23 protein-coding genes and 1 tRNA gene are annotated in these 23695 nt (G+C 69.9%); 10 read left to right on the top strand and 14 right to left on the bottom strand.

The features are described from left to right. The first annotated feature begins 57 nt into the window (after positions 1–57). Complete coding sequence (locus FHX74_RS07555) at positions 58–351, top strand: type II toxin-antitoxin system VapB family antitoxin (protein ID WP_182559456.1); 294 nt, start codon at positions 58–60, stop codon at positions 349–351. After that, the gene (locus FHX74_RS20200) at positions 348–878 is read left to right on the top strand and encodes a LytR C-terminal domain-containing protein (RefSeq protein ID WP_182559455.1); all 531 of its coding nucleotides are present in this window, start codon (positions 348–350) and stop codon (positions 876–878) included. The genes FHX74_RS07555 and FHX74_RS20200 overlap by 4 nt, the downstream gene beginning before the upstream one ends. Here FHX74_RS20200 and FHX74_RS07545 read toward each other — a convergent pair. After that, positions 875–2437 carry a potassium/proton antiporter gene (locus FHX74_RS07545; RefSeq protein WP_182559454.1) on the bottom strand — a complete coding sequence of 521 codons (1563 nt, stop codon included), beginning with the start codon at positions 2435–2437 and terminating at the stop codon, positions 875–877. The two genes, FHX74_RS20200 and FHX74_RS07545, sit on opposite strands and share 4 nt — an antisense overlap. Positions 2438–2578: 141 nt before the next feature. Here FHX74_RS07545 and FHX74_RS07540 point away from each other — a divergent pair, with 141 nt between their 5' ends. Beyond that, positions 2579–3160 (top strand): ATP-binding protein, encoded by a 582-nt coding sequence (locus FHX74_RS07540; RefSeq protein WP_182559453.1) that lies wholly within the window; start codon positions 2579–2581, stop codon positions 3158–3160. On the opposite strand, the gene FHX74_RS07535 is transcribed toward FHX74_RS07540, so the two are convergent. After that, a complete protein-coding gene (locus tag FHX74_RS07535) occupies positions 3150–4163 on the bottom strand; it encodes a Gfo/Idh/MocA family protein (protein WP_182559452.1) in 1014 nt (337 codons plus the stop codon). The two genes, FHX74_RS07540 and FHX74_RS07535, sit on opposite strands and share 11 nt — an antisense overlap. Positions 4164–4964: 801 nt before the next feature. After that, a complete protein-coding gene (locus tag FHX74_RS07530) occupies positions 4965–6071 on the bottom strand; it encodes a hypothetical protein (RefSeq protein WP_182559451.1) in 1107 nt (368 codons plus the stop codon). Between the two features lie 387 nt (positions 6072–6458). On the opposite strand from FHX74_RS07530, the gene FHX74_RS07525 reads away from it, so the two are divergent. After that, positions 6459–7724, top strand: a complete 1266-nt coding sequence (locus FHX74_RS07525; RefSeq protein ID WP_182559450.1) for a P-loop NTPase family protein — start codon at positions 6459–6461, stop codon at positions 7722–7724. Between the two features lie 141 nt (positions 7725–7865). Here the strand turns inward: FHX74_RS07525 and FHX74_RS07520 are convergent, their stop codons facing one another. Both FHX74_RS07520 and FHX74_RS07515 read right to left on the bottom strand, forming a co-directional pair. Next, positions 7866–8606, bottom strand: a complete 741-nt coding sequence (locus FHX74_RS07520; RefSeq protein ID WP_182559449.1) for an HAD family hydrolase — start codon at positions 8604–8606, stop codon at positions 7866–7868. After that, positions 8603–8962, bottom strand: a complete 360-nt coding sequence (locus FHX74_RS07515; RefSeq protein WP_182559448.1) for a hypothetical protein — start codon at positions 8960–8962, stop codon at positions 8603–8605. Before FHX74_RS07515 ends, FHX74_RS07520 begins: the two co-directional genes overlap by 4 nt. 176 nt (positions 8963–9138) lie before the next feature. Here FHX74_RS07515 and FHX74_RS07510 point away from each other — a divergent pair, with 176 nt between their 5' ends. Continuing rightward, positions 9139–9471 carry a tyrosine-type recombinase/integrase gene (locus tag FHX74_RS07510; protein WP_182559795.1) on the top strand — a complete coding sequence of 111 codons (333 nt, stop codon included), beginning with the start codon at positions 9139–9141 and terminating at the stop codon, positions 9469–9471. Between the two features lie 74 nt (positions 9472–9545). On the opposite strand, the gene FHX74_RS07505 is transcribed toward FHX74_RS07510, so the two are convergent. The 3 genes from FHX74_RS07505 to FHX74_RS07495 all read right to left on the bottom strand — a co-directional run bounded on the left by FHX74_RS07505 (position 9546) and on the right by FHX74_RS07495 (position 10798). Further along, positions 9546–9633, bottom strand: a tRNA-Ser gene (locus FHX74_RS07505). A gap of 54 nt (positions 9634–9687) precedes the next feature. Further along, positions 9688–10119, bottom strand: coding sequence for a nucleoside deaminase (locus tag FHX74_RS07500; protein ID WP_182559794.1), 432 nt, complete (start codon positions 10117–10119; stop codon positions 9688–9690). A gap of 49 nt (positions 10120–10168) precedes the next feature. After that, entirely contained in the window at positions 10169–10798 is a 630-nt protein-coding gene (locus tag FHX74_RS07495; RefSeq protein WP_182559793.1) for a tRNA adenosine deaminase-associated protein, read from the bottom strand. Positions 10799–10987: 189 nt separating this feature from the next. On the opposite strand from FHX74_RS07495, the gene upp reads away from it, so the two are divergent. From upp to ddaH, 3 genes are read left to right on the top strand one after another with little or no spacing between them, the layout of a single operon-like run. Then, on the top strand, positions 10988–11629 hold the full coding sequence (gene upp, locus FHX74_RS07490; protein WP_182559447.1) for a uracil phosphoribosyltransferase: 642 nt from the start codon (positions 10988–10990) through the stop codon (positions 11627–11629). 5 nt (positions 11630–11634) lie between these two features. Continuing rightward, on the top strand, positions 11635–12435 hold the full coding sequence (locus tag FHX74_RS07485; RefSeq protein ID WP_182559446.1) for an SGNH/GDSL hydrolase family protein: 801 nt from the start codon (positions 11635–11637) through the stop codon (positions 12433–12435). 43 nt (positions 12436–12478) lie between these two features. Then, positions 12479–13258, top strand: coding sequence for a dimethylargininase (gene ddaH, locus FHX74_RS07480; RefSeq protein WP_182559445.1), 780 nt, complete (start codon positions 12479–12481; stop codon positions 13256–13258). A gap of 11 nt (positions 13259–13269) precedes the next feature. Here the strand turns inward: ddaH and FHX74_RS07475 are convergent, their stop codons facing one another. From FHX74_RS07475 to FHX74_RS07460, 4 genes are all read right to left on the bottom strand, one after another. After that, positions 13270–14154 carry a universal stress protein gene (locus FHX74_RS07475; protein ID WP_182559444.1) on the bottom strand — a complete coding sequence of 295 codons (885 nt, stop codon included), beginning with the start codon at positions 14152–14154 and terminating at the stop codon, positions 13270–13272. A gap of 2 nt (positions 14155–14156) precedes the next feature. After that, entirely contained in the window at positions 14157–15623 is a 1467-nt protein-coding gene (locus tag FHX74_RS07470; RefSeq protein WP_182559443.1) for an amino acid permease, read from the bottom strand. Between the two features lie 141 nt (positions 15624–15764). Further along, the gene (locus FHX74_RS07465) at positions 15765–16835 is read right to left on the bottom strand and encodes a 1,4-dihydroxy-2-naphthoyl-CoA synthase (RefSeq protein WP_182559442.1); all 1071 of its coding nucleotides are present in this window, start codon (positions 16833–16835) and stop codon (positions 15765–15767) included. Positions 16836–16867: 32 nt separating this feature from the next. Next, positions 16868–19405 (bottom strand): DEAD/DEAH box helicase, encoded by a 2538-nt coding sequence (locus tag FHX74_RS07460; RefSeq protein ID WP_328823692.1) that lies wholly within the window; start codon positions 19403–19405, stop codon positions 16868–16870. 232 nt (positions 19406–19637) lie between these two features. On the opposite strand from FHX74_RS07460, the gene FHX74_RS07455 reads away from it, so the two are divergent. After that, on the top strand, positions 19638–20084 hold the full coding sequence (locus tag FHX74_RS07455) for a hypothetical protein (RefSeq protein WP_182559441.1): 447 nt from the start codon (positions 19638–19640) through the stop codon (positions 20082–20084). Here FHX74_RS07455 and FHX74_RS07450 read toward each other — a convergent pair whose 3' ends face one another. After that, positions 20085–20975, bottom strand: coding sequence for a response regulator transcription factor (locus tag FHX74_RS07450; RefSeq protein WP_182559440.1), 891 nt, complete (start codon positions 20973–20975; stop codon positions 20085–20087). It abuts the gene before it with no gap. A gap of 125 nt (positions 20976–21100) precedes the next feature. Between FHX74_RS07450 and FHX74_RS07445 the strand changes: the two genes are divergently transcribed. Then, on the top strand, positions 21101–21952 hold the full coding sequence (locus FHX74_RS07445) for a DUF72 domain-containing protein (RefSeq protein WP_328823691.1): 852 nt from the start codon (positions 21101–21103) through the stop codon (positions 21950–21952). Between the two features lie 138 nt (positions 21953–22090). Here the strand turns inward: FHX74_RS07445 and FHX74_RS07440 are convergent, their stop codons facing one another. Continuing rightward, positions 22091–23620: a DHA2 family efflux MFS transporter permease subunit gene (locus FHX74_RS07440; RefSeq protein WP_328823690.1), complete on the bottom strand. Its 1530-nt coding sequence runs from the start codon at positions 23618–23620 to the stop codon at positions 22091–22093. Between the last annotated feature and the right edge of the window lie 75 nt (positions 23621–23695).

Below are 23695 nucleotides of genomic sequence, written 5' to 3'. Positions count from 1 at the left end.
CGAATCGTGACGATGTCGTGCTCGGGTGGCCCCGACCGGCTTGGCTACAGTGACCGGGTGATTTTCAAGCGCGTCGGTGACGTACGCCCGTACCCGGACCACGGGTACGTGCAGAAGCAGTGGGCTGCCATTGCTCCGCACCAGGTGCGCCTTGATCAGCTGGTCACCACCAAACGGACCCTGGATCTGGAGGCCCTGCTCGAGGAGGACTCGACCTTCTACGGCGACCTGTTCGCCCACGTCGTCTCCTGGCGGGGCGACCTCTACCTCGAGGACGGCCTGCACCGGGCGCTCCGGGCTGCGCTCCAGCAACGCCAGACCATGCACGCCCGGGTGCTGGAGCTCAAGTGATCGGTCGGGTGTTCCGGGTCATCCGCACCCCGCTGACGCTGCTGGTGCTGCTGGCCATCCTCTGCTACGGCGCGTGGTGGGGCTGGAACAACATCATCAAGCCGTCGCCGCCCGCCCCGCAGACGCCGTGCGTGCCGACCAAGGTGACCAAGCGCCAGCTGCTCAGCAGCCAGGTCACCGTCCAGGTGTTCAACGGCGGGAACAAGCGCGGGCTGGCCGGGGACGTCAGCCAGCAGCTGCGCAACAAGAAGTTCAACACGCTGCCGCCGCAGAACACCGACACCAAGGTGACGAAGACGGTGATCATCGGCAACGGGGCCAAGAACCCCGAGGTGCTGCTGGTCAAGAGCTTCTTCAAGAACGCCACGGTCAAGGCCGACGGACGCGCTGACCGGACCGTCGACGTGATGGTCGGCAGCCAGTACGGCGGCTTCAACGGCAAGGCCAAGACGTCCTACCCGGTCTCGAGCGACACCGTCTGCCTGCCGGCGGAGTCGGCCAGCCCCTCGGCGAAACAGGCCGGCTAGTCCCGCTCCCGCTCGCGGCGGACGAACGGGTTCCGGACCCGCCGCGGGGTCTCGTCCGGCTCGGCCGCGTGCCAGCGCGCGAGACGACCGTGCCGGCCGAGGGCGCGGAGCCGGCGTTCGGTCTGCTCGCGCTGCGCGCTCGGCGTGACGATCAACAGCTCGTCCCCGATCTTGAGCCGCTCGCGGTCGACCGGCACCATCGGCGCCGAGTCGCGGATGATCAGCGAGATCACCGAGTGCCGCGGCAGCCGGAGCTCGCCGACCTCGATCCCGCTGAGCCGGGACCCGAACGGGACGGTGACCTGGAGCAGGTCGGCGGAGATCTTGTCCAGCGGTGCGACCTCGACCTCGACGTCACTCGGCTCGAGCCGCCGGGTCAGTCCGAGCCGGTCGGCCAGCCACGGCAACGTCGGCCCCTGCAGCAGCGTGAAGACGATGACGAAGACCAGCACCACGTCGAACAGCAGCGTCGCGCCCGGCACCCCCTCGGCCAGCGGGATGGTGGCCAGCACGATCGGCACCGCACCCCGGAGCCCGGCCCAGGACAGGAACGCCTGGTCGGCCAGCGGGACCCGGAACCAGACGGCGCTGGCGAACACCGACAGCGGGCGGGCCACGAAGGTGAGGAACAGGCCGGCGGCCAGCGCGATCCCCACCGTGCTCCAGGTGATCCGGCCGGGCGAGGCCAGCAGCCCGAGCATCACGAACAGCCCGATCTGCGCGACCCAGCCGATCCCCTCGACGAACGACCGGGTGGCGGCGCGGTGCGGCAGGTTGGCGTTGCCGAGCACCAGCCCGGCCAGGTAGACCGCGGCGAAGCCCGAGGTGTGGATCTCGGCGGCCACCCCGTAGGCGAACACCGCCCAGACCAGCGCGGCCAGCGGGTAGAGACCGGACGACGGCAGCGCGACCCGGCGGAGCAACTGGACGCCGAGCCAGCCGAGCACCAGTCCGATGGCCACACCGCCGACGATCTCGGCCGGGATCAGCGCGAGGACGACGCCGAGGCTGGTGTGCTCCTCGCCGCCGCTCCCGGCCAGGGCGGCGGTACTGGCCGCGACCACCAGCAGCACGGTCGGAGCGTCGTTGAGGCCTGACTCGGCCTCGAGCGCGCCGCGGATCTTGTGCGGCAGCGGGACCCGGCGGAGCACGGCGAACACCGCGGCGGCGTCGGTCGGCGAGGTCACCGCTCCCAGCAGGATCGCGATCCACACGTCGAGCCCGAGCACGAAGTGGCCGAACAGGGCCATCAGCGCGACGCTGATCAAGGTCCCGACGGTGGCCAGCAGACCGGCGATGCCGATCGAGTTGCGGATGTCGGCCCAGCGGGTGGTCAGGCCGCCCTCGGCCAGGATCAGCACCAGCGCGCCGAAGCCGAGAGCCCGGGCCAGCGAGGCGTCGTCGAAGCGGATGCCGAGTCCGGCGTCGCCCATGGCCATGCCGAGACCGAGGAACAGCAGCAGCGCCGGCAGGCCGAAGCGGGAACCGACGCGGGCAGCAAGAATGGCGGCGATCACCACCACGGCGCCTTCCAGCAGGAGGGCGTCGAGGTCGATCATCCACACATCCTTCCGGGTCGAACGCTCCGAGACCAATCGCGGCGTCACGCCGTCACCCGAAAGAAACCCGCGTGACACCCGGCCGCCGGGTTCGTCGACCGCATGATCAGCACCGCAGCCGGGCCCGGCTAGGGTCCGCACGTGGACGGTTCGCGGACCTGCGTGGTGCTGATGCTCGGCTACCCGGCGATGGGCAAGCGGACCGTCGGCGCCGAGCTGGCCGCCCTCCTCGACGGCGTCCTCGTCGACAACGCCTTGATCAACCGTCCGTTGCTCGAGCTGTTCCGCTGGGACGGCGTCGCGCCGCTGCCGCCGGAGATCTGGGAACGGGTGGTGCCGATCCGCCAGGCCGTGCTCGGGACGATCGAGGACCTCGCGCCGGCCACGAACAGCTACGTGTTCACCGACGTGCTGCTCGACGACGCGGCCGGTGGCGAGGAGTACGCGCAGATCCGCGGCCTGGCGGGGCGGCGGGGATCGGTCTTCCTGGCCGTGGTGCTCGACTGCGACATCGACGTCGAGGTGTCCCGGATCGCCAACCCGGACCGGATCGCGCTCCGCAAGGGCGCCGACCCGGAGGGCTACCGGCGCTACCGGCAGACCACCCGGCTGTTCGCACCGCCGGCCACCGAGGCGATCACGCTGGACACCACCAACACCCCGCCCCCGGTCAACGCGGAACGGATCCTGGCCGCGCTCCGCGACCGCGGGTTCAGAGGGTGACCGGTCCGCGGGTGCGGGCCGATTCGACCGCCGCGTAGGTGGTGGCCAGCGTGGCCAGGTTGCGACGTCCGGAGATCTCCGGCTCGCGTCCGGCCTGGATGCTGGTGACGAACTCGGTCAGGCTGCCGGCCCGGTCGGTGCGCTCGACCGTGGGCAGTTCAAGCTTCTCCACGGTGCCGCCGGTGCGGACCCGCACCTCGTCGGAGCGCCAGCCCTCGGGGCCGTCGCCGCGGCTGGTCCACCACACCTCGGCGTCGGCGAAGTCCATCCGCCACTCCCCCGCCCAGGTGGTCCGGGGACCGCGGCTGACCCAGCTGCCGCGGTAGCTGGTGACCAGGTCCGGGCCGGACTCGATGACCCCGGTGCCGACCGACGGGCCGGTGAACAGCGACCACGCGGGGTCCCAGGTGCGCAGGTCGACGCGGGTGACCTCGCGCCCGAGGACGGCCCGGATCAGGTCGAAGTGGTGGATCGACATGTCCACCAGCAGCGGCTCGGCGAGCGCGTGGTGCGGGCCGGGGCCGTCGGCGCCGGAGAACTGCCGGAAGTCGAGCTCGACCGCGTGCAGCGCGCCGTAGGTCTCCTCGGCGACCAGTCGCTGGACGGCGCGGACGGCCGGGAAGAACCGGTAGTTCTGGCTGACCGCGATGGTCAGACCGCGCGAGGCCGCCAGCGCGACCAGTTCCTCGGCCTCGGCCACGCTCGGGGCGAACGGCTTCTCGATCATCACGTGCTTGCCCGCCTCGAGCGCCGCCCGGGCGGCCGGGACGTGCCCGACCAGGCTGGCGGTGACCAGCACCGCCTCGGCGTCGGCGTGCGCGATAGCCTCCTCGGCGGTCTCGAAGCAGTCGGCCTCGGTGGTGAGCCCGGCGCTGATCGCGGCCTGCCGCGAGCCCGCGAAGACGTCGGCGGTCGCCACCACCTCCACCTCGGGCACCCGCGGGATGACGTTCCTGGCCCAGTCGCGTCCGAACCCACCGAGTCCGACCTGGACGATGCGCATGCCGCGTTCCCCTCCGCTCCGCCGGGCGCGCCGCTCGCGTCACCGGACAACGAGCATCGATGCTTCCATGCCGTGCTCGCTGTCGCCCAGCGGGTCGACGGATGAGAATCCCGTCATGGCCCCACGAGCCCGACGACGCGCACGCTCGAGCCGGCTCGGAGCGCCGAGTCGACGTCCACGACCCCTCCGAACGCGCGATTATGGGATCAACGGATCGGCGCCTGGAGCACCAGTACGAAGCTGCCTGGGCGGAGTGGGAGGTGGCGGGAGAGGAAGCGGTCTGGCGGACGGCTGTCACCGATGGGTCGACGAAAGCGCCCGCTGACAACCTCCCCTACCCGATCCCCGCTCCACCGGAGACGCAGAACGCCGGCCAGCACCCAGGTGGAACCACATGGAGCTGACCGGCGTCCGGTGCTGCTGGCGGTGGCGGCGGGATTCGAACCCGCGGAGGCTTTCACCTCACGCGCTTTCGAGGTCTGCCGCCCACCGTTCAGCGGGGTTCACGACCGTCCGCTGAGCGTGGATCAGGTACCTGGCCCCGCCCCGCGAACACCGTCGATCACCCGTGAATGAGACCAAGGATGAGACCACGGGCCCGACGCTGCGCATCACTTCTTTTAACTCTGACTCCACATGGCTGCTACGCCGTCCAGGTCTAATGATTCCCTTGAGCTTCCCAGTCGGACCGAACTGAGGGATAGTCTAGAATCTGTAGCAAAGTCTTAACCTCCGCGAAACGGTCACTCAAACTTCTATTCACGCAGGAATCTCCGGCGCCACCAATCGCTCAACCAATCTTTAAAGCCTGAACTGATCACCCATACGGTTCTTGGGCGGATTCTCTTCCTCGATCTCGATGTTGCCAAATTCGACCATGATTGGCGCCTCAATCTCTCCTAACAGTAGGGTCTGCCAGATTATGGATTCTGCTTCTGCTGACTTTCGAAGAGCGACAACACAGAGGGTGATAGGTATCGTTAGGGCAAAGAGGAAGAGGCCGTTCGCGTTCAAGAAGGTCATAGCGATCACAACAAGAATCAGTGGTATGCAGACGCTTAGCCGAAGTTCAACCTCAGCTCGAAGTCGGTCGTACTCGTTGAATAGAGGCTCATGTTTGATCTGTAGTCTAACTTCTAAAGCGCGAAAGTCGTTTGCAACGGCGTTAGTCATTGTAACTACCAAGAGGGATTGCCCGTCCAGCTCGTCGGCTACTTGTCTCTCTTCTGGGCTCATTGACTCCCACTGATTGTAAGCTCCAGGGAAGGTATGCCGGTGGCTCATTGCGTCCCCCAGGCCGTGCCGAAATGATCCTGAGAGAAGGGACTGATCGAGTATGTACGAGACGTCAATACCTTTGTTAACTTGCTTCGACAAATTCGCCGCAACCCATGTATGGATTTGGTCTTGATAGTGCTGATAGGAGCTAGTGAGCTTGTCAATTACGGCACTACTGATGTCTGCGCGTATTCCGGAGTGCACTCGGAAGATGTCACGAAGTGATTTACATGCATACAGTACGGCTTTGCGGATGCGCCGCTTGGAACTGCGGAAGTTAATCCACCGCCAGCGCCATAGAGCCAGCCCTGACTCATACGGGCGAACGTCATACTCGTCGATTCCGTACGGTCGGAAATTGCTCAAATAGGAATTTCGCGGAATGATGGTGCGCGGACCAGGAATTACAAGAAGGGTTCCCAGCAAGTAGCCAGCAAACGCTAGAGCACCGAGACTTGCGGACTTTCCCAAGAAGCCACTTAACAAGTCCAGTCGCTGGAGAACCAGGTTGCTCTGTGCGGCTGCCAGCAGAGTGGGGGCGATGATTAGCCATAGACACAGCGCATAGAGGCAACCAGTGGCAAAAGGAGTGCGGAGGTGCCGTAGTCCCGGCAACAATGAGGTCAGCACGCCGGAGATTCTACGAACGGTCGAGCGGCCCGCAGCGGAGCGAGGACGCGCTCGGCGCGGCGGAGCGCAGCGAGCCGCCTTGATCCTCTAGAGCCCAATTCGTCAGCTGCGCAGAGACACACAGAGTGACGCAACATTTCTCCCACCTGCCCGGCTTCCGATGTGAACACGCTGTGGCGGCTCCCCGAGACGCTCAGTCGGATGGACCAGGTACGTAGGTCTAGCCTGGGCGACGGTCCGCTGGCTGCGTGCGCGTGTCGACGGGCTACTGGAGAACCAGCTCCGAGCGGCGCGCCTAGTGATTGACGGTCCACCGCAGGAGAAGCACGAGTTACTTCACCGCTCTCATCGGTCGGGCCAACGACCTGGGGTCGTAGGCTGTGGTGGATGAACTCGACTCCGCCCACAGGTCCGCTGCTTACACGGTCGGTATTCGTCGCGGGAGGTGAGACTCCCGAGTTCACCTACAATCCACGAAGCGCGCGACACCTGGAATCCGAGGTTCAGAGCTTCCTCGGCCAATCCGGCAAGGCCTTATCCGTATCAGGCCCGACGAAGTGTGGGAAGACCGTCCTCATCGAACGTCAACTTTCACAAGAAAACGCGATCTGGATCCAGGGTGCAGATATGTTGTCGGCGGCAGACCTCTGGAGAAGAGTCGTGGATTTTTTGGGTCTATGGGACACTCTTGAGGTAAGCACTGGTCACACCCTTGCCGGATCTGGCGGGCTGAGCGCAGAGTTGAATGCAGGGGTGCTGAAGGCTGGTGCTTCGACGGGAGCGAGTGGTGGATTCTCCGAGGAAAAGCGGGCTAGCCGTACGAGAGCGCTCGCTGACGTTGCACGGGAGGCACTGCGAGCCGTTTCAACCCCGATCGTGATCGATGACTTTCACTTCGTACCGGAGGGTTCCCGGAAAGAGATCGCCAGGGCGATTAAAAGCGTCATCCCGCACTGCCCTGTGATAATGATCGCCGTTCCTTATGACGCTTTTGAAGCTGTTGTGGCTGAGCCTGACTTAGGTGGGCGGATTTGGCATCTGGAACTTAAGCCCTGGGACGACCAAGAGCTTGAATTCATCGCATCAGCCGGATTTGATGCGCTCAATCTAACGGATGTCTCTGGACAAGTAGGAAGAACGTGCAGCAATGAAGCTATGGGCTCTCCGTTCCTTATGCAGCAGCTTTGCTTCGAGGTCTGCACAGCTCAGGGGATACTGCAGCGTCCAACGATCCGCCAGCTCGTACGGGTTCCTGACCACTGGGAGTCATTCTTGGAGCGCATCGCGGCGAGAACGCGACCGCCCATTTTCCAGAAATTACTGGAGGGAAAGAAGCCTCACGGGACGAATCGACTAATGCGTCGATTTGCTGATGACGGAATCGAGCGAGACATCTACGCTTGCATCTTCCGAGCGATTCAAAAGCTCGGGGCCAAAGCAACGACGACATACGCCGAGATTAACCAATATCTGACGGAGCCAACCGTTTCGCCCGCTCCCCAAGGTCAGCAGATCGGAGGCACCCTGACCAGCATGAGCGAGATCGCAGAAGAACTTCGGGGCACGGGTGATCCTGCTTTTGTCTACAAGGACGAACGCGCCTACGTAGTGGACCCGTTCCTGCGGTTCTACTTGAGTCGTGGTGGCTGGTGAGCACTCGACGCTTGCCGGCTGCCCACCGATAAGAGGGTAAGCCTGAGCATTGGAGGTGCATTCGGGTTGTGCGAGTTCCCCTGATGGTCGACGTGCGAAGCGGGCGGCGGCCTCTGCGTGTTGAGCCGCGATGGGTGTGAACTATCGCCACGCGACAGCGGGCCTTCCCATGAGCGGCTGAGGGTCGCTTGTTGGTTGACCTAAAACCTCAGACACGAGGTCCTGCATCGTCAGCGCCAGTGCTTCGGCGCCCGCGCTGTCGAGTTCGGTGGCGCGCTGAGGGTTCTTCCCGAATCCGATCATGCGTAGCCCGGTGATAGTCGCGACTTGCACGTCTGTGATGGAGTCGCCGATAAAGGCGACAGTAGTTGCTGGGACATCTACGAGGGAGAGAGCGACGTCAACCAAGTGGCGATGCGGCTTCATCAGGTCGGGATTACCGGGATCTCGGGCCACGATTCCGGCGAAGTAGTCGTGCAGCTCGAAGCGGTCTAGGTAGGCGGCGATGGCGTTTGGGGCGTTGTTGCTGAGGATGACCAGAGGCCGGCCAGCTTTCCGGCAGGCTCGGATGAAGTCGTGGGCACCTGGTGTGGGCTCGGTGACGGCGACCGTGTCGACCTCTCCGGCGATGCATTCGGCCTCGACTGCACCGAACGTTTCGCTGTTGCGGTTGGCGTAGGAGCAGCGGAGGACGGCAAGCGGGTCATCTGTAGTGGCGGCCTGGTCTGTGGCCGGTTCCCCGAGCTGCGCGAGGACGGCGCGCATGCGGTCGGCTATCGCCTTGTTCCGACCGTCAACGAACAGGTGAGTGACTGGGCCGTCGAAGTCCAGAAAGATCGGGCCGGTTCGTGCGAGCACCTCGGCCGGCGTCGACGTGGTCACAGGGTGGCCGGTTTAGCGATGGTGTCCCAGATGCTTCCGAACCAGCGGGCAGCCTCGGCCACGTACTGGCTTCCGAGAGCGTCGGGGTCGGTAGTGGCGGTGTGGTGGAACAGGGCAGTGTCCTTGCCCATCGGGTCGAAGGTGGGGATGGTCTCCCCGTTCACCGTCACGTCGTGACGCATGACCGGATAGAAGCCGAAGAACAGCTCGGCGTCATTGATCAGGTACAGCTTGAACAGAGGGGCGGAGCCGTGCACCCGGATGTGCGCGACGGCCTGGTCGACCAATCCGAGCTGTGCCAGCTCCGCTAGCGATTCGCGGATGCCGCCGGCGTAGCGCTCAGCGGTCCGGTGCATGCGGCCGCGGACGCGCGGGTCATCACCAGGGTCGTCGCCAGCTCGGCTAGGGATCGCTATGGGCTGGGACATGTCCGACAGGAGTAGCCGGACCTGAATGCTCCGCGGCGTGAGGCGGCCGTCACGGATCTTGTCGAGCGGTTCCTGGATGGCGGCGTGCAGGGTTTCGGCGGTGTATCCGGAGAAGTCGATGCAGACCTCGTCCGCCTCGAAGGCGGTCTCGATGTGGGGGTGCGATCAACCCCCGGACCGACTGGGATAACTGGAAGAAGCTTCTGGTGTCCGCAGGGGTGCGCGACGGCCGGCTCCATGATGCTCGCCACACGGCGGCGACGGTGTTGCTCCTGCTCGGCGTTCACGAGCGGGCCATGATGAGCCTTCTGGGCTGGTCGAGCACGGCGATGGCGGGTCGGTACGCGCACGTGGTGGCGCCTATTCACGGTGAGGTCGCCTCCCGGCTGGACGGCCTGCTGTGGGCTCAGCCGGAGGACCCGAACGGCTCGCGTTGAGACCATGGTTGAGACCATCACGAGAAACGCCGACCGGCCCTCGACGGACCGGTCGGCGTCTGCCCTCCTCAGGCTGGCGGTGGCGGCGGGATTTGAACCCGCGGAGGCTTTCACCTCACGCGCTTTCGAGGCGCGCTCTTTAGGCCGCTCAGACACGCCACCGCGGGAGAGATTACCGACTCGGGCCGGGGCGGGCGAAATCGAGCGCAGCCCCGCTCAGCGGTGCCCGGCGAAGAAACCGCGGAGCAGCGCCTCGGAGGCCTCGGCCTCGATCCCGCCGACCACCTCCGGCCGGTGGTTGAGCCGGGGGTCGCGGACCACGTCCCAGAGTGAGGCGACCGCGCCCGCCTTGGGGTCGTAGGCGCCGAACACCAGCCGGGACACCCGGGCCAGCACCAGCGCGCCCGCGCACATCGTGCACGGCTCGAGCGTCACCACCAGGGTGTGCCCGTCGAGCCGCCAGCTCCCGGTCGCCGCCGCGGCCCGGCGCAGCGCCAGCACCTCGGCGTGCGCGGTCGGGTCGCCGGTCAGCTCGCGCTCGTTCCCGGCGGTCGCCACCACCGCGCCAGCCGGGTCGACCACCAGGGCCCCGATCGGGACGTCGCGGTGCTGCTCGACCCGCGCGGCGACCGCCAGCGCCTGCCGCATCAGCGGCGGCCAGCCCCCGGCCGGCACCGCCGCGGCGACCCCGGTCGGGTCAGTCACTCAGCGCGGCCTCGGCCACCCGGCGGAACTGCGGGCCGATCTTGATCTTGTCGGCCACCTCGGCGAGCAGGTCCTCGCTGCTGAGGTCGAGGTCGTCGCACAGCGCGGTGAGGTCGAACTCGCTCACCCCGAGGTCGGCGAGGATCCGCAGGTCGCCCATCGGCTCGGCGTCCTCCTCGTCCTCCTCGTCGGGGATCTCCTCGCCCAGGTAGTCGGCGACGTCGCGCGCGATCGGCCAGTCGGCCGCGGCGGCCGCGTCCGAGAGCAGCACCTGGACGTGCTGGCCGCGGACCCGGACGATGACCGCGACCTCCTCGACCAGGCTGACGAAGCCGATCGCCCCGGCGTCCCCGGGGAGCCGGCGCAGCTGGACGATCAGCTCGTCGAGGTCGTTGGCCAGGTCCTTGCCGAGCGCGCTGACCACGACCTGACCGTCCTCGCGATAGCTCGCGATGACGTAGTCGATCTCGTCCTCTTCGGCGTCCTCGAGGTCGTCGTCGTCGAAGTCGCCCTCGTCCGCGTCGTCGGCGTCGTCGGCCTCGGCCAGGTCACGACTCAGGGCGGGGGACTTGTCGTCGTCCAGATCCAACGACTCGAAGTCGTCGTCGTCGGCCTCGGCCACGATCACCCCTCACTCCCTCGGCAACCCGCTGCCGCTCGATGATCCTCCGCGCTCCGCGCGGCACTTGATCTTCGTCGCCGCCGGGGCTCGTGTCCAGCCCGCCGATCGAGGCTCGACCGCACGGCCATGGTCTCAGACGACGACCCTTTCGCCCGCCCCGGCTCGGGCCGGTCGTACTACCGTTCGGGCGTGGACCTCTGCACCGTCGACCACCCGCTCGTCGCGCACAAGCTGACCACCCTGCGCGACGAGCGGACCGATTCGCCGACCTTCCGCCGGCTGACCGAGGAACTGGTCACCCTGCTGGCCTACGAGGCGACCCGCGAGATCCGGGTCACCCCGCACCAGGTGACCACCCCGGTCGGCCCGGCCGTCGGCGTCCGGCTGGCGCCGCCGCGGCCACTGGTGGTGCCGATCCTCCGCGCCGGTCTCGGGATGCTCGAGGGCATGACCCGGCTGATGCCGACGGCCGAGGTCGGCTTCGTCGGGATGGTCCGCAACGAGGAGACGCTCGAGCCGTCCACCTACGCCGAGCGGCTGCCCGACGACCTCTCCGGCCGGCAGTGCTACGTCCTCGACCCGATGCTCGCCACCGGCGGCACGCTGGCCGCGGCCGTCCGTTTCCTGGTCGACCGCGGCGCCGACCACATCACCTGCATCTGCCTGCTCGCCGCGCCGGAGGGGATCGCAAAGCTCCAGCGACTGCTCGACGACCTCGAGGTGCCCTGCACGCTGGTCACCGCCGCGGTCGACGAACGGCTCAACGAGCGCGGCTACATCGTTCCCGGGCTCGGTGACGCCGGCGACCGGCTCTACGGCGTGGCGGGCTGACCGCGGTGGCCGCCCCGCTCGAGCCGGGTGCGGCCTACACCGCGCTCGGCAGCTCGTTCGCCGCCGGACCGGGGATCCTCCCGGTGGTCGACGAGGCGGCCGGCCGGTCTGGCCGCAACTACGCGCACCTGGTTGCCGAGCGGCTCGGGCTGGTGCTGACCGACGTCACCCGGTCCGGCGCGGTCAGCGACGACCTGCTCCGGCCGGGACGGACCCGGACCCGCCCGCTCCGCCGCACGCCGGTGCCGGCCCAGCTCGACGGCGTCACCCCGGCCACCCGGCTGGTCACCCTGACCGTCGGCGGGAACGACCTCGGCTACGTCGGCGGGCTGTTCCGGGCCGTGCTGGTCAACCGTGGGCCCGGTCGGCTGCCGGTGGTCGGCCCCCGGCTGACCGCCCGGACCCGGATCGTCGCCGACCCGGCCGCCGTCGCGCGGCTGACCGACACCCTGACCCGGGTGGTCGAGAGCGTCCACACCACCGCACCCGACGCCCGGGTGCTGATCGTCGACTACCTGACCCTCGTCGGACCGGACCCGCACCCGACGCTGCCGCTGACCGCGGCGCAACGGGACCAGGCGCAGGCGATGGCCGCCGTCCTGACCGCGACCTACCGGACGGTCGCCGACCGCGCCGGAGCCGAGCTGGTCGAGGCCGCCGAAGCGAGCCGGGACCACCACGCCGGCGCCAGCGAACCGTGGGTGACCGGCTGGGTCGGCCGTTCCGGGGTCTCGTTCCACCCGAACGCCGCCGGGATGGCCGCGGTCGCCGACCTGGTGGTCGACCGGCTCGGCGCTCGCCCCTAGAACGCGCCCGGGCGATCGGTGCCGCGGCACCGAGAATGGGGCGGTGCCCCGTCTCCTGGTCCGCCGCCCCTCGCCCCGGCTCGCCGACGGCGAGCTCACCCACCTCGACCGGGTGCCGGTCGACCCCGCGCTCGCCCTCGACCAGTGGCACGGCTACGTCGACGCCTTCCGCCGCCGCGGCTGGCAGGTCACCGAGGTCGCCCCGGCCGACGAACACCCCGACGGCGTGTTCGTCGAGGACACCGTGGTGGTCTTCGACGACCTCGCGGTGATCACCTCGCCCGGCGCCCCGTCCCGACGCGGCGAGACCGCTGGCACCGCCGCCGCCCTCGACGTGCTCGGGGTCGAACGGGCCGCGATCACCGAGCCCGGCCACCTCGACGGCGGCGACGTGCTCAAGATCGGCCGGACGGCCTGGGTCGGCGCGAGCGCACGGACCGACGCCGAGGGGATCGCCCAGCTGACCGCGCTGCTCACCCCGCGCGGCTGGACGGTCGTCAGCGTCCCGGTGACCGCGGTGCTGCACCTCAAGTCCGGGGTCACCGCGCTGCCCGACGGCACGGTGGTCGGCCACCCGCCGCTGGTGGACGACCCGTCGCGGTTCCCCCGGTTCCTGCCGGTGCCCGAGGAACACGGCACCGCGGTGGTCGACCTCGGCCCCGGCCCGGACGGTCGTCCGTCGGTGATCATGTCGGCGGACGCACCGCGGACCGCCGAGCTGTTCGCGGCCCGCGGCCTCGACGTGGTCACCGTGCCGATCACCGAGTTCGAGAAGCTCGAGGGCTGCGTCACCTGCCTGTCGGTGCGGCTCCGCACCCTCTGAGCGGCGGCGGCTCAGCCGGCCGGCAGCACCACGACCGGCACCGGGGCGTGCCGGATGATCTTGGCCGCCCGCGACCCGAGGAACACCCGGGCCGCCGGTCCGACCGTCGAGGAGCCCAGCGCGAGCAGCTCGGTCGGGTGCCAGTCGATGCTCGACAGCGCCTCGCCCCAGCCGGCGCCGGTGCCGATCACCCGCTCGACGTCGGCGTCCACCACGCCGCGCTCGACCAGCCGCTGCTGGGCGGCGACCACCTGGTCGCGCCAGCCCGCCAGCACCGAGTCCTCCGCCGACAACCCGATCTCGGGCGGGTACATGGTGGCGCCGCGGACCCCGAAGCTGGCCACCCGGAGCGGCGCGTGCACCCCGCGGGCCACCTCGGCCACCCGGCTGACCACCCGCACCGACGCGTCGTTGTCGGAGAACGCGCAGGTCACCCGTGGCACCCCGTCGACGGCGTCCGAGCGGTAGCCGCGCGGCGCCAGCGCCAACGGGATCGGTGAGGAGTGCAGCAGCTTGCCGGTGGTCGCCCCCACGGTGATCCGGCCCTCGGCGCCGTCGGTCGAGGAGCCCAGCACCAGCAGCGCCGCGTCCAGCCGGCGGGCCGTCTCGACCAGCGCCGCCGACGACGACCGCCCGGGGACGGCCTCGTAGCGGACCTCGACCTCGACCGTGGTCTCGCTGAGGTACTCCCGGGCCTGCGCCTCGGCGCGCTCGCCCACCTGGCGCGCGTACTCGGCGAACTCGCCGTCGACCCGGGCCAGCGAGGGCGTCGCCCACTGCCGCGGCACCACGGTCACCACGGCCAGCGGACGGCCGAGGGTGTGCGCCAGCTGCAGTCCGAGATCGAGGCTGCCACGCCCGCCCTTGTGCGGCAGGTGGCCGACCACCACCGTCATGGTCAGTGCCCACCCTCGGTCGGAGCCACGATGCCGCGGCCGAGCGCGGAGTGCCGGCGCCCGTAGAGCAGGTAGAAGGCCAGGAAGACAATCACCCAGCCGGCGAAGATCACCCAGGTGTACCAGTGCAGGCTGGCCAGGATGTAGCCACAGGCCAGGATCGACAGCACCGGGGTCACCGGATAGCCCGGCACCTTGAACCCGCGCGGCAGGTCGGGCTCGCGCACCCGCAGGATGATCACCCCGAGGGAGACGATGATGAACGCGGTCAGGGTGCCGATCGAGACCACGTCGATCAGGTAGTCCAGCGGGACGAACGCGGCGAGCAGGGCCACCACCACGGCCACGATCACCGTGTTCTGCACCGGGGTCTGGGTCCGCGAGCTGACCCGGGCGAACAGCGGCGGCAGCATCCCGTCGCGGCCCATCGCGAAGAGGATCCGGGTCTGCCCGTACATCGTGACCAGGGTGACGGAGAAGATCGAGATCACCGCACCGACGGCGAGGATGGTGGCCCAGACCGGGGTGCCGGTGATGATCTCCAGGATCCGGGACAGCCCCGCCTCCTGGCCCTCGAACTGCTGCCACGGCTGGGCGCCGATCGCCGAGACCGCCACCAGCAGGTAGAAGCCGATCACCACGAACAGCGCACCGATCAGCGCACGCGGCATCGTCCGCTGGGGGTCCTTGACCTCGTCGCCCGCGGTGGAGACCGCGTCGAGCCCGATGAAGGAGAAGAAGATCGTCCCGGCCGCGGTGGCCACGCCGCCGACCCCCATCGGGGCGAAGTTCGCGAAGTGGTCGGCCCGGAACGCGGTGAACGCGATCACCGCGAACATGGCCAGCACGGTCAGCTTGATCACCACCATGATCGCGTTGACCCGGGCGGACTCGCTGGCGCCGCGGATCAGCAGCAGCATGCACAGACCGACCAGCACCACCGCCGGCAGGTTGATCACGCCGGTCGGCGCGTCCGGCACCGCGCTGAGCGGCGCGTAGAGGATCGCGTCGGGCAGCCGCCACCCGGTGAGGTTGGCGATCGCCTCCTGCAGGTAGCTGCTCCAGCCGACCGCGACCGCGGCGGTGGAGACGCCGTACTCGAGCAGCAGGCAGGCGGCCACCCCCATCGCGACGATCTCGCCGAGGGTCGCGTAGGCGTAGGAGTAGGTGCTGCCGGAGACCGGGACCGAGCTGGCCATCTCGGCGTAGCAGATCGCGGCCAGCCCGGCGGCGACCCCGGCGAGCACGAAGGAGACGATGACCGCCGGGCCCGCCTCGGGCACCGCCGAGGCGAGCACGAAGAAGATGCCGGTGCCGATGGTGGCCCCGACCCCGAACATCGTCAGCTGGAAGGTGCCGATCGTCCGGGTCAGCCCGGGGCCCTCGACCGCCCCGTCGGCCGCCCGCCGGACCGGCTTGCGGCGGAACAGCGTGCTGCGGGTGATCGGCGAGGCCGAGTCGAGCGCCATGGGTCCCCCTTGCCGCGGGCTCTCAGCCCGCATTCAGCTCAGGGCCGGGAGTCTGCCGGGTCCGGGACGCGACGCGACAGACCCCGTCCGGGGACGTAACACACTCGTGTCCTCGGCGGAACCGCGCCGGCGCGGGCGTGCTCAGTAGTAGTACGGGAACGGCGACCAGTCGGGCGGGCGCTTCTCGAGGAAGGCGTTCCGGCCCTCGACGGCCTCGTCGGTCATGTAGGCCAGCCGGGTGGTCTCGCCGGCGAAGACCTGCTGTCCGACCAGCCCGTCGTCGACGGCGTTGAAGGCGAACTTGAGCATCCGCTGCGCGGTCGGGCTCTTCCGGCAGATCGCCGCCCCCCACTCCAGGCCGACCCGCTCGAGCTCGGCGTGGGGGACGACCCGGTTGACCATCCCCATCCGGTGGGCGTCCTCGGCGCCGTAGGTCTCGCCGAGGAAGAAGATCTCGCGGGCGAACTTCTGCCCGACCTGGCGGGCCAGGTAGGCCGAGCCGTACCCGGCGTCGAAGCTGCCGACGTCGGCGTCGGTCTGCTTGAACCGGGCCTGCTCGGCGCTGGCCAGGCTGAGGTCGCAGACCACGTGCAGGCTGTGCCCGCCGCCGGCCGCCCACCCACTGACCAGGCAGATCACCACCTTGGGCATGAACCGGATCAGCCGCTGCACCTCGAGGATGTGCAGCCGACCGGCCGCCGCCGGGTCGACCTGCGCGGGCGCCTCGTCGTCGGCGTAGGTGTAGCCCGAGCGGCCGCGGATCCGCTGGTCGCCGCCGCTGCAGAACGCCCAGCCGCCGTCCTTCGGCGACGGCCCGTTGCCGGTGAGCAGCACGCAGCCGACGTCCGAGCTCGCCCGGGCGTGGTCGAGCGCACGGTAGAGCTCATCGACGGTGTGCGGCCGGAAGGCGTTGCGCACCTCGGGCCGGTCGAAGGCGATCCGCACCACCGGCGCGTCGACGGCCCGGTGGTAGGTGATGTCGGTGAAGGCGAACCCCTCGACGGCGCGCCACCGCTCGGGCTCGAACGGCTGGGCCGACTCGGGTCGGGTGGCCCGGCCCGGCGCCCAGTCCGTCCGCGCCTCGTCAGCGGGTTCGGGAGCGGTGCGGGGCCCGGTGACGTCCGCGTCCACCCGGTGCTCGTGCTCCGGGGCGGCGGTGAGCTCGTCGGCGCTGCCCTCGGCGGCCTCAGGCGGTTCTCCGGTGGGGCTCATCGGCCCAGTGTGGCACCCGGCGGCGGGCTCGGTCAGAGCCGGCCGACGTCGGTCACGGTGATCACCGGCTGCCCGGCCTCGTCGCTCGCCGCGAGGTCCACCACGGCGCTGTAGCCCCAGTCGTGGTCCCCGGCCGGGTCGTCGAAGATCTGCCGCACCCGCCAGGCGCCGGCCTCGGTCCCGATGATCAGCAACGCCGGGCCGCGGGCGTCCGCACTGGTGAGCAGCCGGTCGTGCTCGTCGAAGTACGGTTCGGCCGCCTCCCGCCAGTCCTCGGCGTCCCAGCCGGCGTCGCCGTCCAGCTCGCCGAGCGCGGTCCAGTCCCGGCGCGCGACCAGCTCGACCCGGCGGAACAGCGCGTTGCGCACCAGCACCCGGAAGGCCCGGGTGTTGGCGGTCACCGGCGGCGGTGGTGCGTCCATCATCTCTGCGCCCTCGGCGACCAGGGTCTCCGGCGAGGCCAGCCGCTCCCACTCGTCGAGCAGGCTCGAGTCGGTCTGCCGGACCAGCTCGCCGAGCCACTCGATCAGGTCGCGGAGCTCCTCGGTCTTGGCCTCCTCGGGCACCGTCTGCCGGAGCGCCTTGTAGGCGTCGGCCAGGTAGCGCAGCACCAGTCCCTCGGAACGCGCCAGGCTGTAGAGGCCGACGTAGGCGGTGAAGTCCATCGCCTGCTCGGCCATCTCGCGGACCACCGACTTCGGCGACAGCCGGTGGTCGGCCATCCACGGGTGGGTCTGCAGATAGGTGGCGAACGCGGGCTCGAGCAGCTCGGCCAGCGGTCGCGGGTGGGTCACCTCCTCGAGCAGCTCCATCCGCTCGTCGTACTCGATCCCGTCGGCCTTCATCTGCTGCACCGCCTCGCGACGGGCCCGGTTGCGCTGCTCGGTGAGGATCGGGCGCGGGTCCTCGAGCGTGGCCTCCACCACCGAGACGACGTCGAGCGGATAGCCCGGGGCCTCGGGGTCGAGCAGCTCGAGCGCGGCCAGGGCGAACGGCGACAGCGGCTGGTTGAGCGCGAAGTCGGCCTGGAGGTCGACGGTCAGCCGCGCGGTCCGGCCCTCCGCGTCCGGAGCGGGCAGCTGCTCGACCACGCCGGCGGCCCGGAGACCGCGGTAGACGGCCAGCGCCCGCCGGATGTGACGACGCTGCCGCTCGGGCGGCTCGTCGTTGGTGGTGAGCAGGTGCCGGCTCGCGGCGAAGCAGTCGCCCGGCGCGGCGATCAGGTTGAGGATCGTCGCGTTGGTCACCTGGAAGCTCGAGGTCAGCGGCTCGGGCTCGGCGTCCACCAGCCGGTCGAAGGTCGGCCGGCCGTACCCGACGGTCCCCTCCGGCGGCTTCTTCCGCACCACCTTGCGGCGCTTCTTCGGGTCGTCACCGGCCTTGGCCAGCGCCTTCTCGTTGGCCACCACGTGGTCGGGCGCCTGGACGATCACGGTGCCGGTGCTGTCGTAGCCGGCGCGGCCGGCCCGGCCGGCGATCTGGTGGAACTCGCGGGCGGTCAGCAGCCGCGGCTTGACCCCGTCGTACTTGCTCAGCGAGGTCAGCAGCACGGTGCGGATCGGCACGTTGATCCCGACCCCGAGGGTGTCGGTGCCGCAGATGATCTTGAGCAGCCCGGCCTGGCTGAGCCGCTCCACCAGCCGCCGGTAGCGCGGCAGCATCCCGGCGTGGTGGACGCCGATGCCGTTGCGCACCATCCGGGACAACGCCCGGCCGAACCCGGCGTTGAACCGGAACCCGCCGATCAGCTCGGCGATCCGGTCCTTCTCCTCGCGGGTGACCACCCGCAGGCTGGTCATCGCCTGGGCCTGCTCGACCGCGGCGGCCCGGCTGAAGTGGACGACGTAGACCGGGGCCTGGTGGGTGGTGACCAGCTCCTCGACCGTCTCGTGCAGGGTGGTGGTGACGTAGCTGTAGTGCAACGGGACCGGCCGGTCGGCCGAGGCGACCACCGACGACGCGCGTCCGGTCCGTCGGGTGAGGTCGTCGGCGAACCGGCTGACGTCGCCGAGGGTGGCCGACATCAGCAGGAACTGGCTGTTCGGCAGCTGGATCAGCGGCACCTGCCAGGCCCAGCCGCGGTCCGGGTCGGCGTAGTAGTGGAACTCGTCCATGATCACCGTGGCGATGCCGTCCGGGCCGGAGCCGGCCGGGCCGGAGCGCAGGGACAGGTTGGCCAGCACCTCCGCGGTGCAGCAGATCAACGGCGCGTTCGAGTTGACCGCCGCGTCGCCGGTGAGCATCCCGACCCGGTCGGTGCCGAACTGCTCGACCGCGTCGAAGAACTTCTCCGAGACCAGCGCCTTGATCGGTGCGGTGTAGAAGACGCGGCCGCCGGCGGCCAGGGTGGCGAACTCGGCCCCGCTGGCCACCAGGCTCTTCCCCGACCCGGTCGGGGTGGCGAGGATGACGTTGGCGCCGGTGACCAGCTCGATCAGCGCCTCGCTCTGCGCCGGATAGAGACTCAGCCCGCGCCCGGACGCCCAGCCCGTGAACGCCTCGAACACCGCGTCCGGGTCGTCGCCGGCCGGACGGCGGGCCGGGTCGTCGAGCAGCGCGGCGAGACTCACCGGTCCATGCTGCCCGACTGCCGGGCACAGCAGAAATTGCGCGAATCCTGAGCCAATGCCGCACCGGCCACGCGGGGCGGCTAGGTCGCCGCGCCCACAGTGGAGCACCGGGTGAGGCTGTCGCAGGGGCGACACCGACCCGAGACCGTGGACGGGGGTCCGCGGCGCACGAGGCCGGTCGACCGGTGACCCGCCGGGGCGGGTCGCGGCCGGGCGGCGGAACGGGACCAGGATGCATGCGAACGACGAGGCCGGCCGGGGTCAGCGACCCTCGACCGACCCCGGGCCGGACCGCGAGGGGGTCGACCTCGACCGGATCTGTGCCGAGCTCAACGTCGACCGCGGGACGGCGCGCGGCTTCATCCGGGACTACCTCGCCCTGCTGCCCGCCCGGATCGAGAGGATCGGGCGCGAGCTCGACGTCATCGAGGCCGCCGGGAACGCCGCCCAGACCCCGGGCCAACCGCTCCAGCTCAACGTCGACCCGGCCGTGGTCGCGCTGCTCAGCCTCGACTCCTCGTCGGTGATGCTCGGGGCGCACGAGGTCTCGCTGGCCGCCCAGGCCCTGCGTCGGGACCTGCAGGTCGGCCGGTTGGCCGGGGTCGAGGAGGGCCGTCGCGCGCTGGTCACCGCCGCCGACCGGGTCCGCGACCGGCTGCTCGACGCGTTGACCGACTGATCAGGCCTGCGGACTCGCAAGCCGGTAGCCGACCCCGCGGACGGTCTGGACGAACCGTGGCGAGCTGACCGGGTCGTTGAGCTTGCGGCGCAGGTTGGCCAGGTGCACCTCGACCGAGCGTCGGTCGCTGTCGCTGACGTACCCACCGACGTCGGTGTCGCCCCGCAGCTCGAGCACCAGCTCGTTCTTGCTGATCACCCGCCGACGGCGCTGCATGATCGCCAGCATCAGGTCGAACTCGCTGCGGGTCAGCTCGACCGGTTCGCCGTCGAGCTCGGCCATCCGCATCCCCGGGTTGAGCCGGAGACCGTTGTGCTCGAGCCAGCCGGCATCGCCGTCCCCGTCGCCGTCGGCGACCCCCGGGGACATCGCGTTGGCCACCGTGGTGTCGCCGGCCGAGGTCCACGGGTGCCGGGGCATCGCCGAGGTGGCGCTCGCCGTGCGGGCGACCGGGTCGGCCGGGGAGTGCGCCGACTGCGCCGACAGCGCGGTGGCCGCGCTGGCCGACTGCAGCCGGGTGCGCCGCAGCATCGCCTCCACTCGGGCGCGCAGCTCGCGCGGCCGGAACGGCTTGGTCAGGTAGTCGTCGGCACCGGCGTCGAGCCCCATCAGGGTGTCGATCTCCTCGGTGCGCGCCGAGAGCATAATCAGGTAGGTGCTGCTGAAGGCCCGCAGCCGGCGGGCCACCTCGAAGCCGTCGATCCCCGGCAGGCTGATGTCGAGGGTGGTCAGGATGGGGTCGAACTCGCGGACCGCCTCCAGCCCCTCCAGACCCGACGCGGTGAGGTGCGTCTCGAAGCCGGCCTCGTTGAGCAGCGCGGCGAGCAGGTTCCGGATGTCGGCGTCATCCTCGATGATGACGGCGACTCGTCGCTCCTGCGTGTCCGGCATGTGCTAACCGTACAATTACCGGCGCCGGATTCCGGGGCACCGTCACGCTCCGTCCGTTTCCGTGGTGTCCGAACACCCACCCCGCGGCGACGCCGTCGAGGGCGCCGGGTGAGACGCTGCCGGACGTGACCGGTGAGGTGGGGACGGCCCGGATCGGCATCTCCGGTTGGCGTTACGCCGCCTGGCGCGGCCCGTTCTATCCGCCCGGGCTCACCCAGCGCCGCGAGCTCGGCTATGCCGCCGAGCGACTCGGGTCGATCGAGATCAACGGGACTTTCTATTCCCTGCAACGCCCGTCGAGTTTCCGTTCGTGGCGCGACGAGACGCCGACCGATTTCGTCTTCGCGGTGAAAGGCGGGCGTTATCTGACCCACCTCAAGCGGCTCCGCGACGTCCGTCCGGCGCTGGCCAACTTCTTCGCCTCGGGCGTGCTCGAGCTGACCCCGAAGCTCGGGCCCTTCCTCTGGCAGCTGCCGCCGCAGCTCGCCTGGGACCCGGCGGTGGTCGCCGACTTCCTCGCGCTGCTGCCCGCGACCGCGGGGGAGGCGGCCGCCCTGGCCGCCGAGCACGAGGACCGCCCCTCGAAGTCGCTGCGGCCCGAGGACCGCTGGTCGACCAGCTGCCCGGACCCCGACCTCCGGCTGCGGCACGCCTTCGAGGTGCGTCACCCGAGCTTCGCGAACGCCGCGTTCGTCAGCCTGCTGGCCGACCACGGCGCGGCCTGCGTGCTCGCGGACGCCGCCGGCGACTGGCCGCGGATCGAGGCCGTCACCGCCGACTTCTGCTACGCGCGGCTGCACGGCGCCACCGAGCTCTACGCCAGCGGGTACGACTCCGCCGCGCTCGACGCCTGGGCCGCCCGGATCCGCGACTGGACCGCCGCCGGGCTCGACGCCTTCGTCTACTTCGACAACGACATGAAGGTCCGCGCCCCGGTCGACGCGATGGCGTTGATCGACCGGCTCAACGCCCGCTGAGCCGCCGTCGAGTACTCAGAAGCCCTTCGACAGGCTCAGGGCACCGTGGTCGGGTCGCTCACGCCACCCGAAACGGCCACGGTGCCCTGAGCCTGTCGAAGGGCCCTGAGCGTGTCGAACGCGCCCTGGACGGTGCTCTCAGTGCGCGACCGGTCGCGGCCCGCCCGGCGCGCCGACGGGCTTGCGGTCGGCCAGCAGCGCGGCGAGCACGATCGCCACCAGCCCGACGAACCCGGCGACCAGGAACGCCGTGTTGATGCCGGCGTTCTGCGCCACCAGCGGGGCGGCCCCGTCGTTCTCGAGCGTCACCATCCGGCCGGCCATGATCGTCACCAGCAGCGCGGTGCCGGCCGCGCCGGCGACCTGCTGGAGGGTGGACAGGATCGCGCTGCCGTGGCTGTAGAGGTGCGGCGGCAACGGGTTGAGACCGGTGGTGAACGCCGGGGTGAAGATGCAGGCCAGCCCGACCGACAGCACCAGGTGCAGCCCGAGCAGGAACCAGACCGACGTGGTCGGCCCGACCGTGCGCAGCCCGAACATGGTCGCGCTGAGCAGGGTGGCCCCGGTGACGGCCAGCGCCTTGGGTCCGTGCCGGTCGAAGATCCGCCCGACCACGGGGCCGAGCAACCCCATCAGCAGGCCACCAGGGAGCAGCAGCAGGCCGGTCTCGAGCGCGCCGAGCCGGCGGATGTTCTGCAGATAGATCGGCAGCAGGATGACCACGCCGAAGAGCCCGAGCATGGCCACGCAGAGCAACCCGAGGCTGCGGCGGAACATCACGTAGCCGAAGGTGCGCAGGTCGAGCAGCGGACCGGCGCCGGTCTGCAGCGCCCGCTGCCGCAGCACGAACAGCGTCAGGCAGACCAGCCCGACGACCACGGCGACGACGCCGAGGACGATCCCGCCGTCGCCGGACTCGCCGAACTTGCTCAGCCCGAAGACGATGCCGCCGAAGGCCGGCACCGAGAGAACCACCGAGAGCACGTCGAGCCGCTGGCTGCCCTGGTCACCGACCTGGGTGATCCGGCGGCGGCCGTAGAGCAGCGCGACCAGCGCGATCGGGAAGACGAGCACGAACATGAACCGCCAGGGCAGGAAGTGCAGGATGATGCCCGAGATGGTCGGCCCGAGCGCGGGCGCGACCGAGATGGCGATGCTGACGTTGCCCATCATCGCGCCGCGGCCCTCGGCCGGCACGAGGGTGAGGATCGTGGTCATCAGCAGCGGGAGCATCATCGCGGTGCCGCTCGCCTGGATGATCCGGGCCGGCAGCAGCAGCCAGAAGCCGGGCGAGACCGCGGCGAGCAGGGTGCCGGCACAGAACAGGCTCATGGCCAGGGTGAACACCGTCTTGGTGCTCAGCCGCTGGAGCAGGAAGCCGGTGGTCGGGATGACCACGGCCATGGTCAGCATGAATGCGGTGGACAGCCACTGACCGGTACTGGCCTGGATCCGCAGGTCGGTCATCAGCCGCGGCAGCGCGACACCCATGATCGTCTCGTTGAGGATGACGACCACGGTGGCGACCAGCAGCGTGGCGATGATCCGGCGGTCCTGCCGGGCGAGCTTGCCGGGCGCGGCCGCGGCCGCGCCGGGGCCGCCCGTGCTCGGGCCAGGGATGGTTCCGGGTGTGGTGCCGGTCGCGTCGGGTCGGGTCGGGGCAGACACGTCGATCAGTCCTTCGGTGGTGCAGGGCGGATGGCGCGGGACGACGGCGTGCCCGACGGAACCCGGACGAGTGCC

Origin of the sequence: Microlunatus kandeliicorticis (assembly GCF_014137855.1) — a bacterium.
GTDB classification, from domain to species: Bacteria; Actinomycetota; Actinomycetes; order Propionibacteriales; family Propionibacteriaceae; genus Microlunatus; species Microlunatus kandeliicorticis.
Note: the sequence above shows the minus strand (reverse complement) of the source record. Positions and strands in the feature narration are given on the sequence as shown.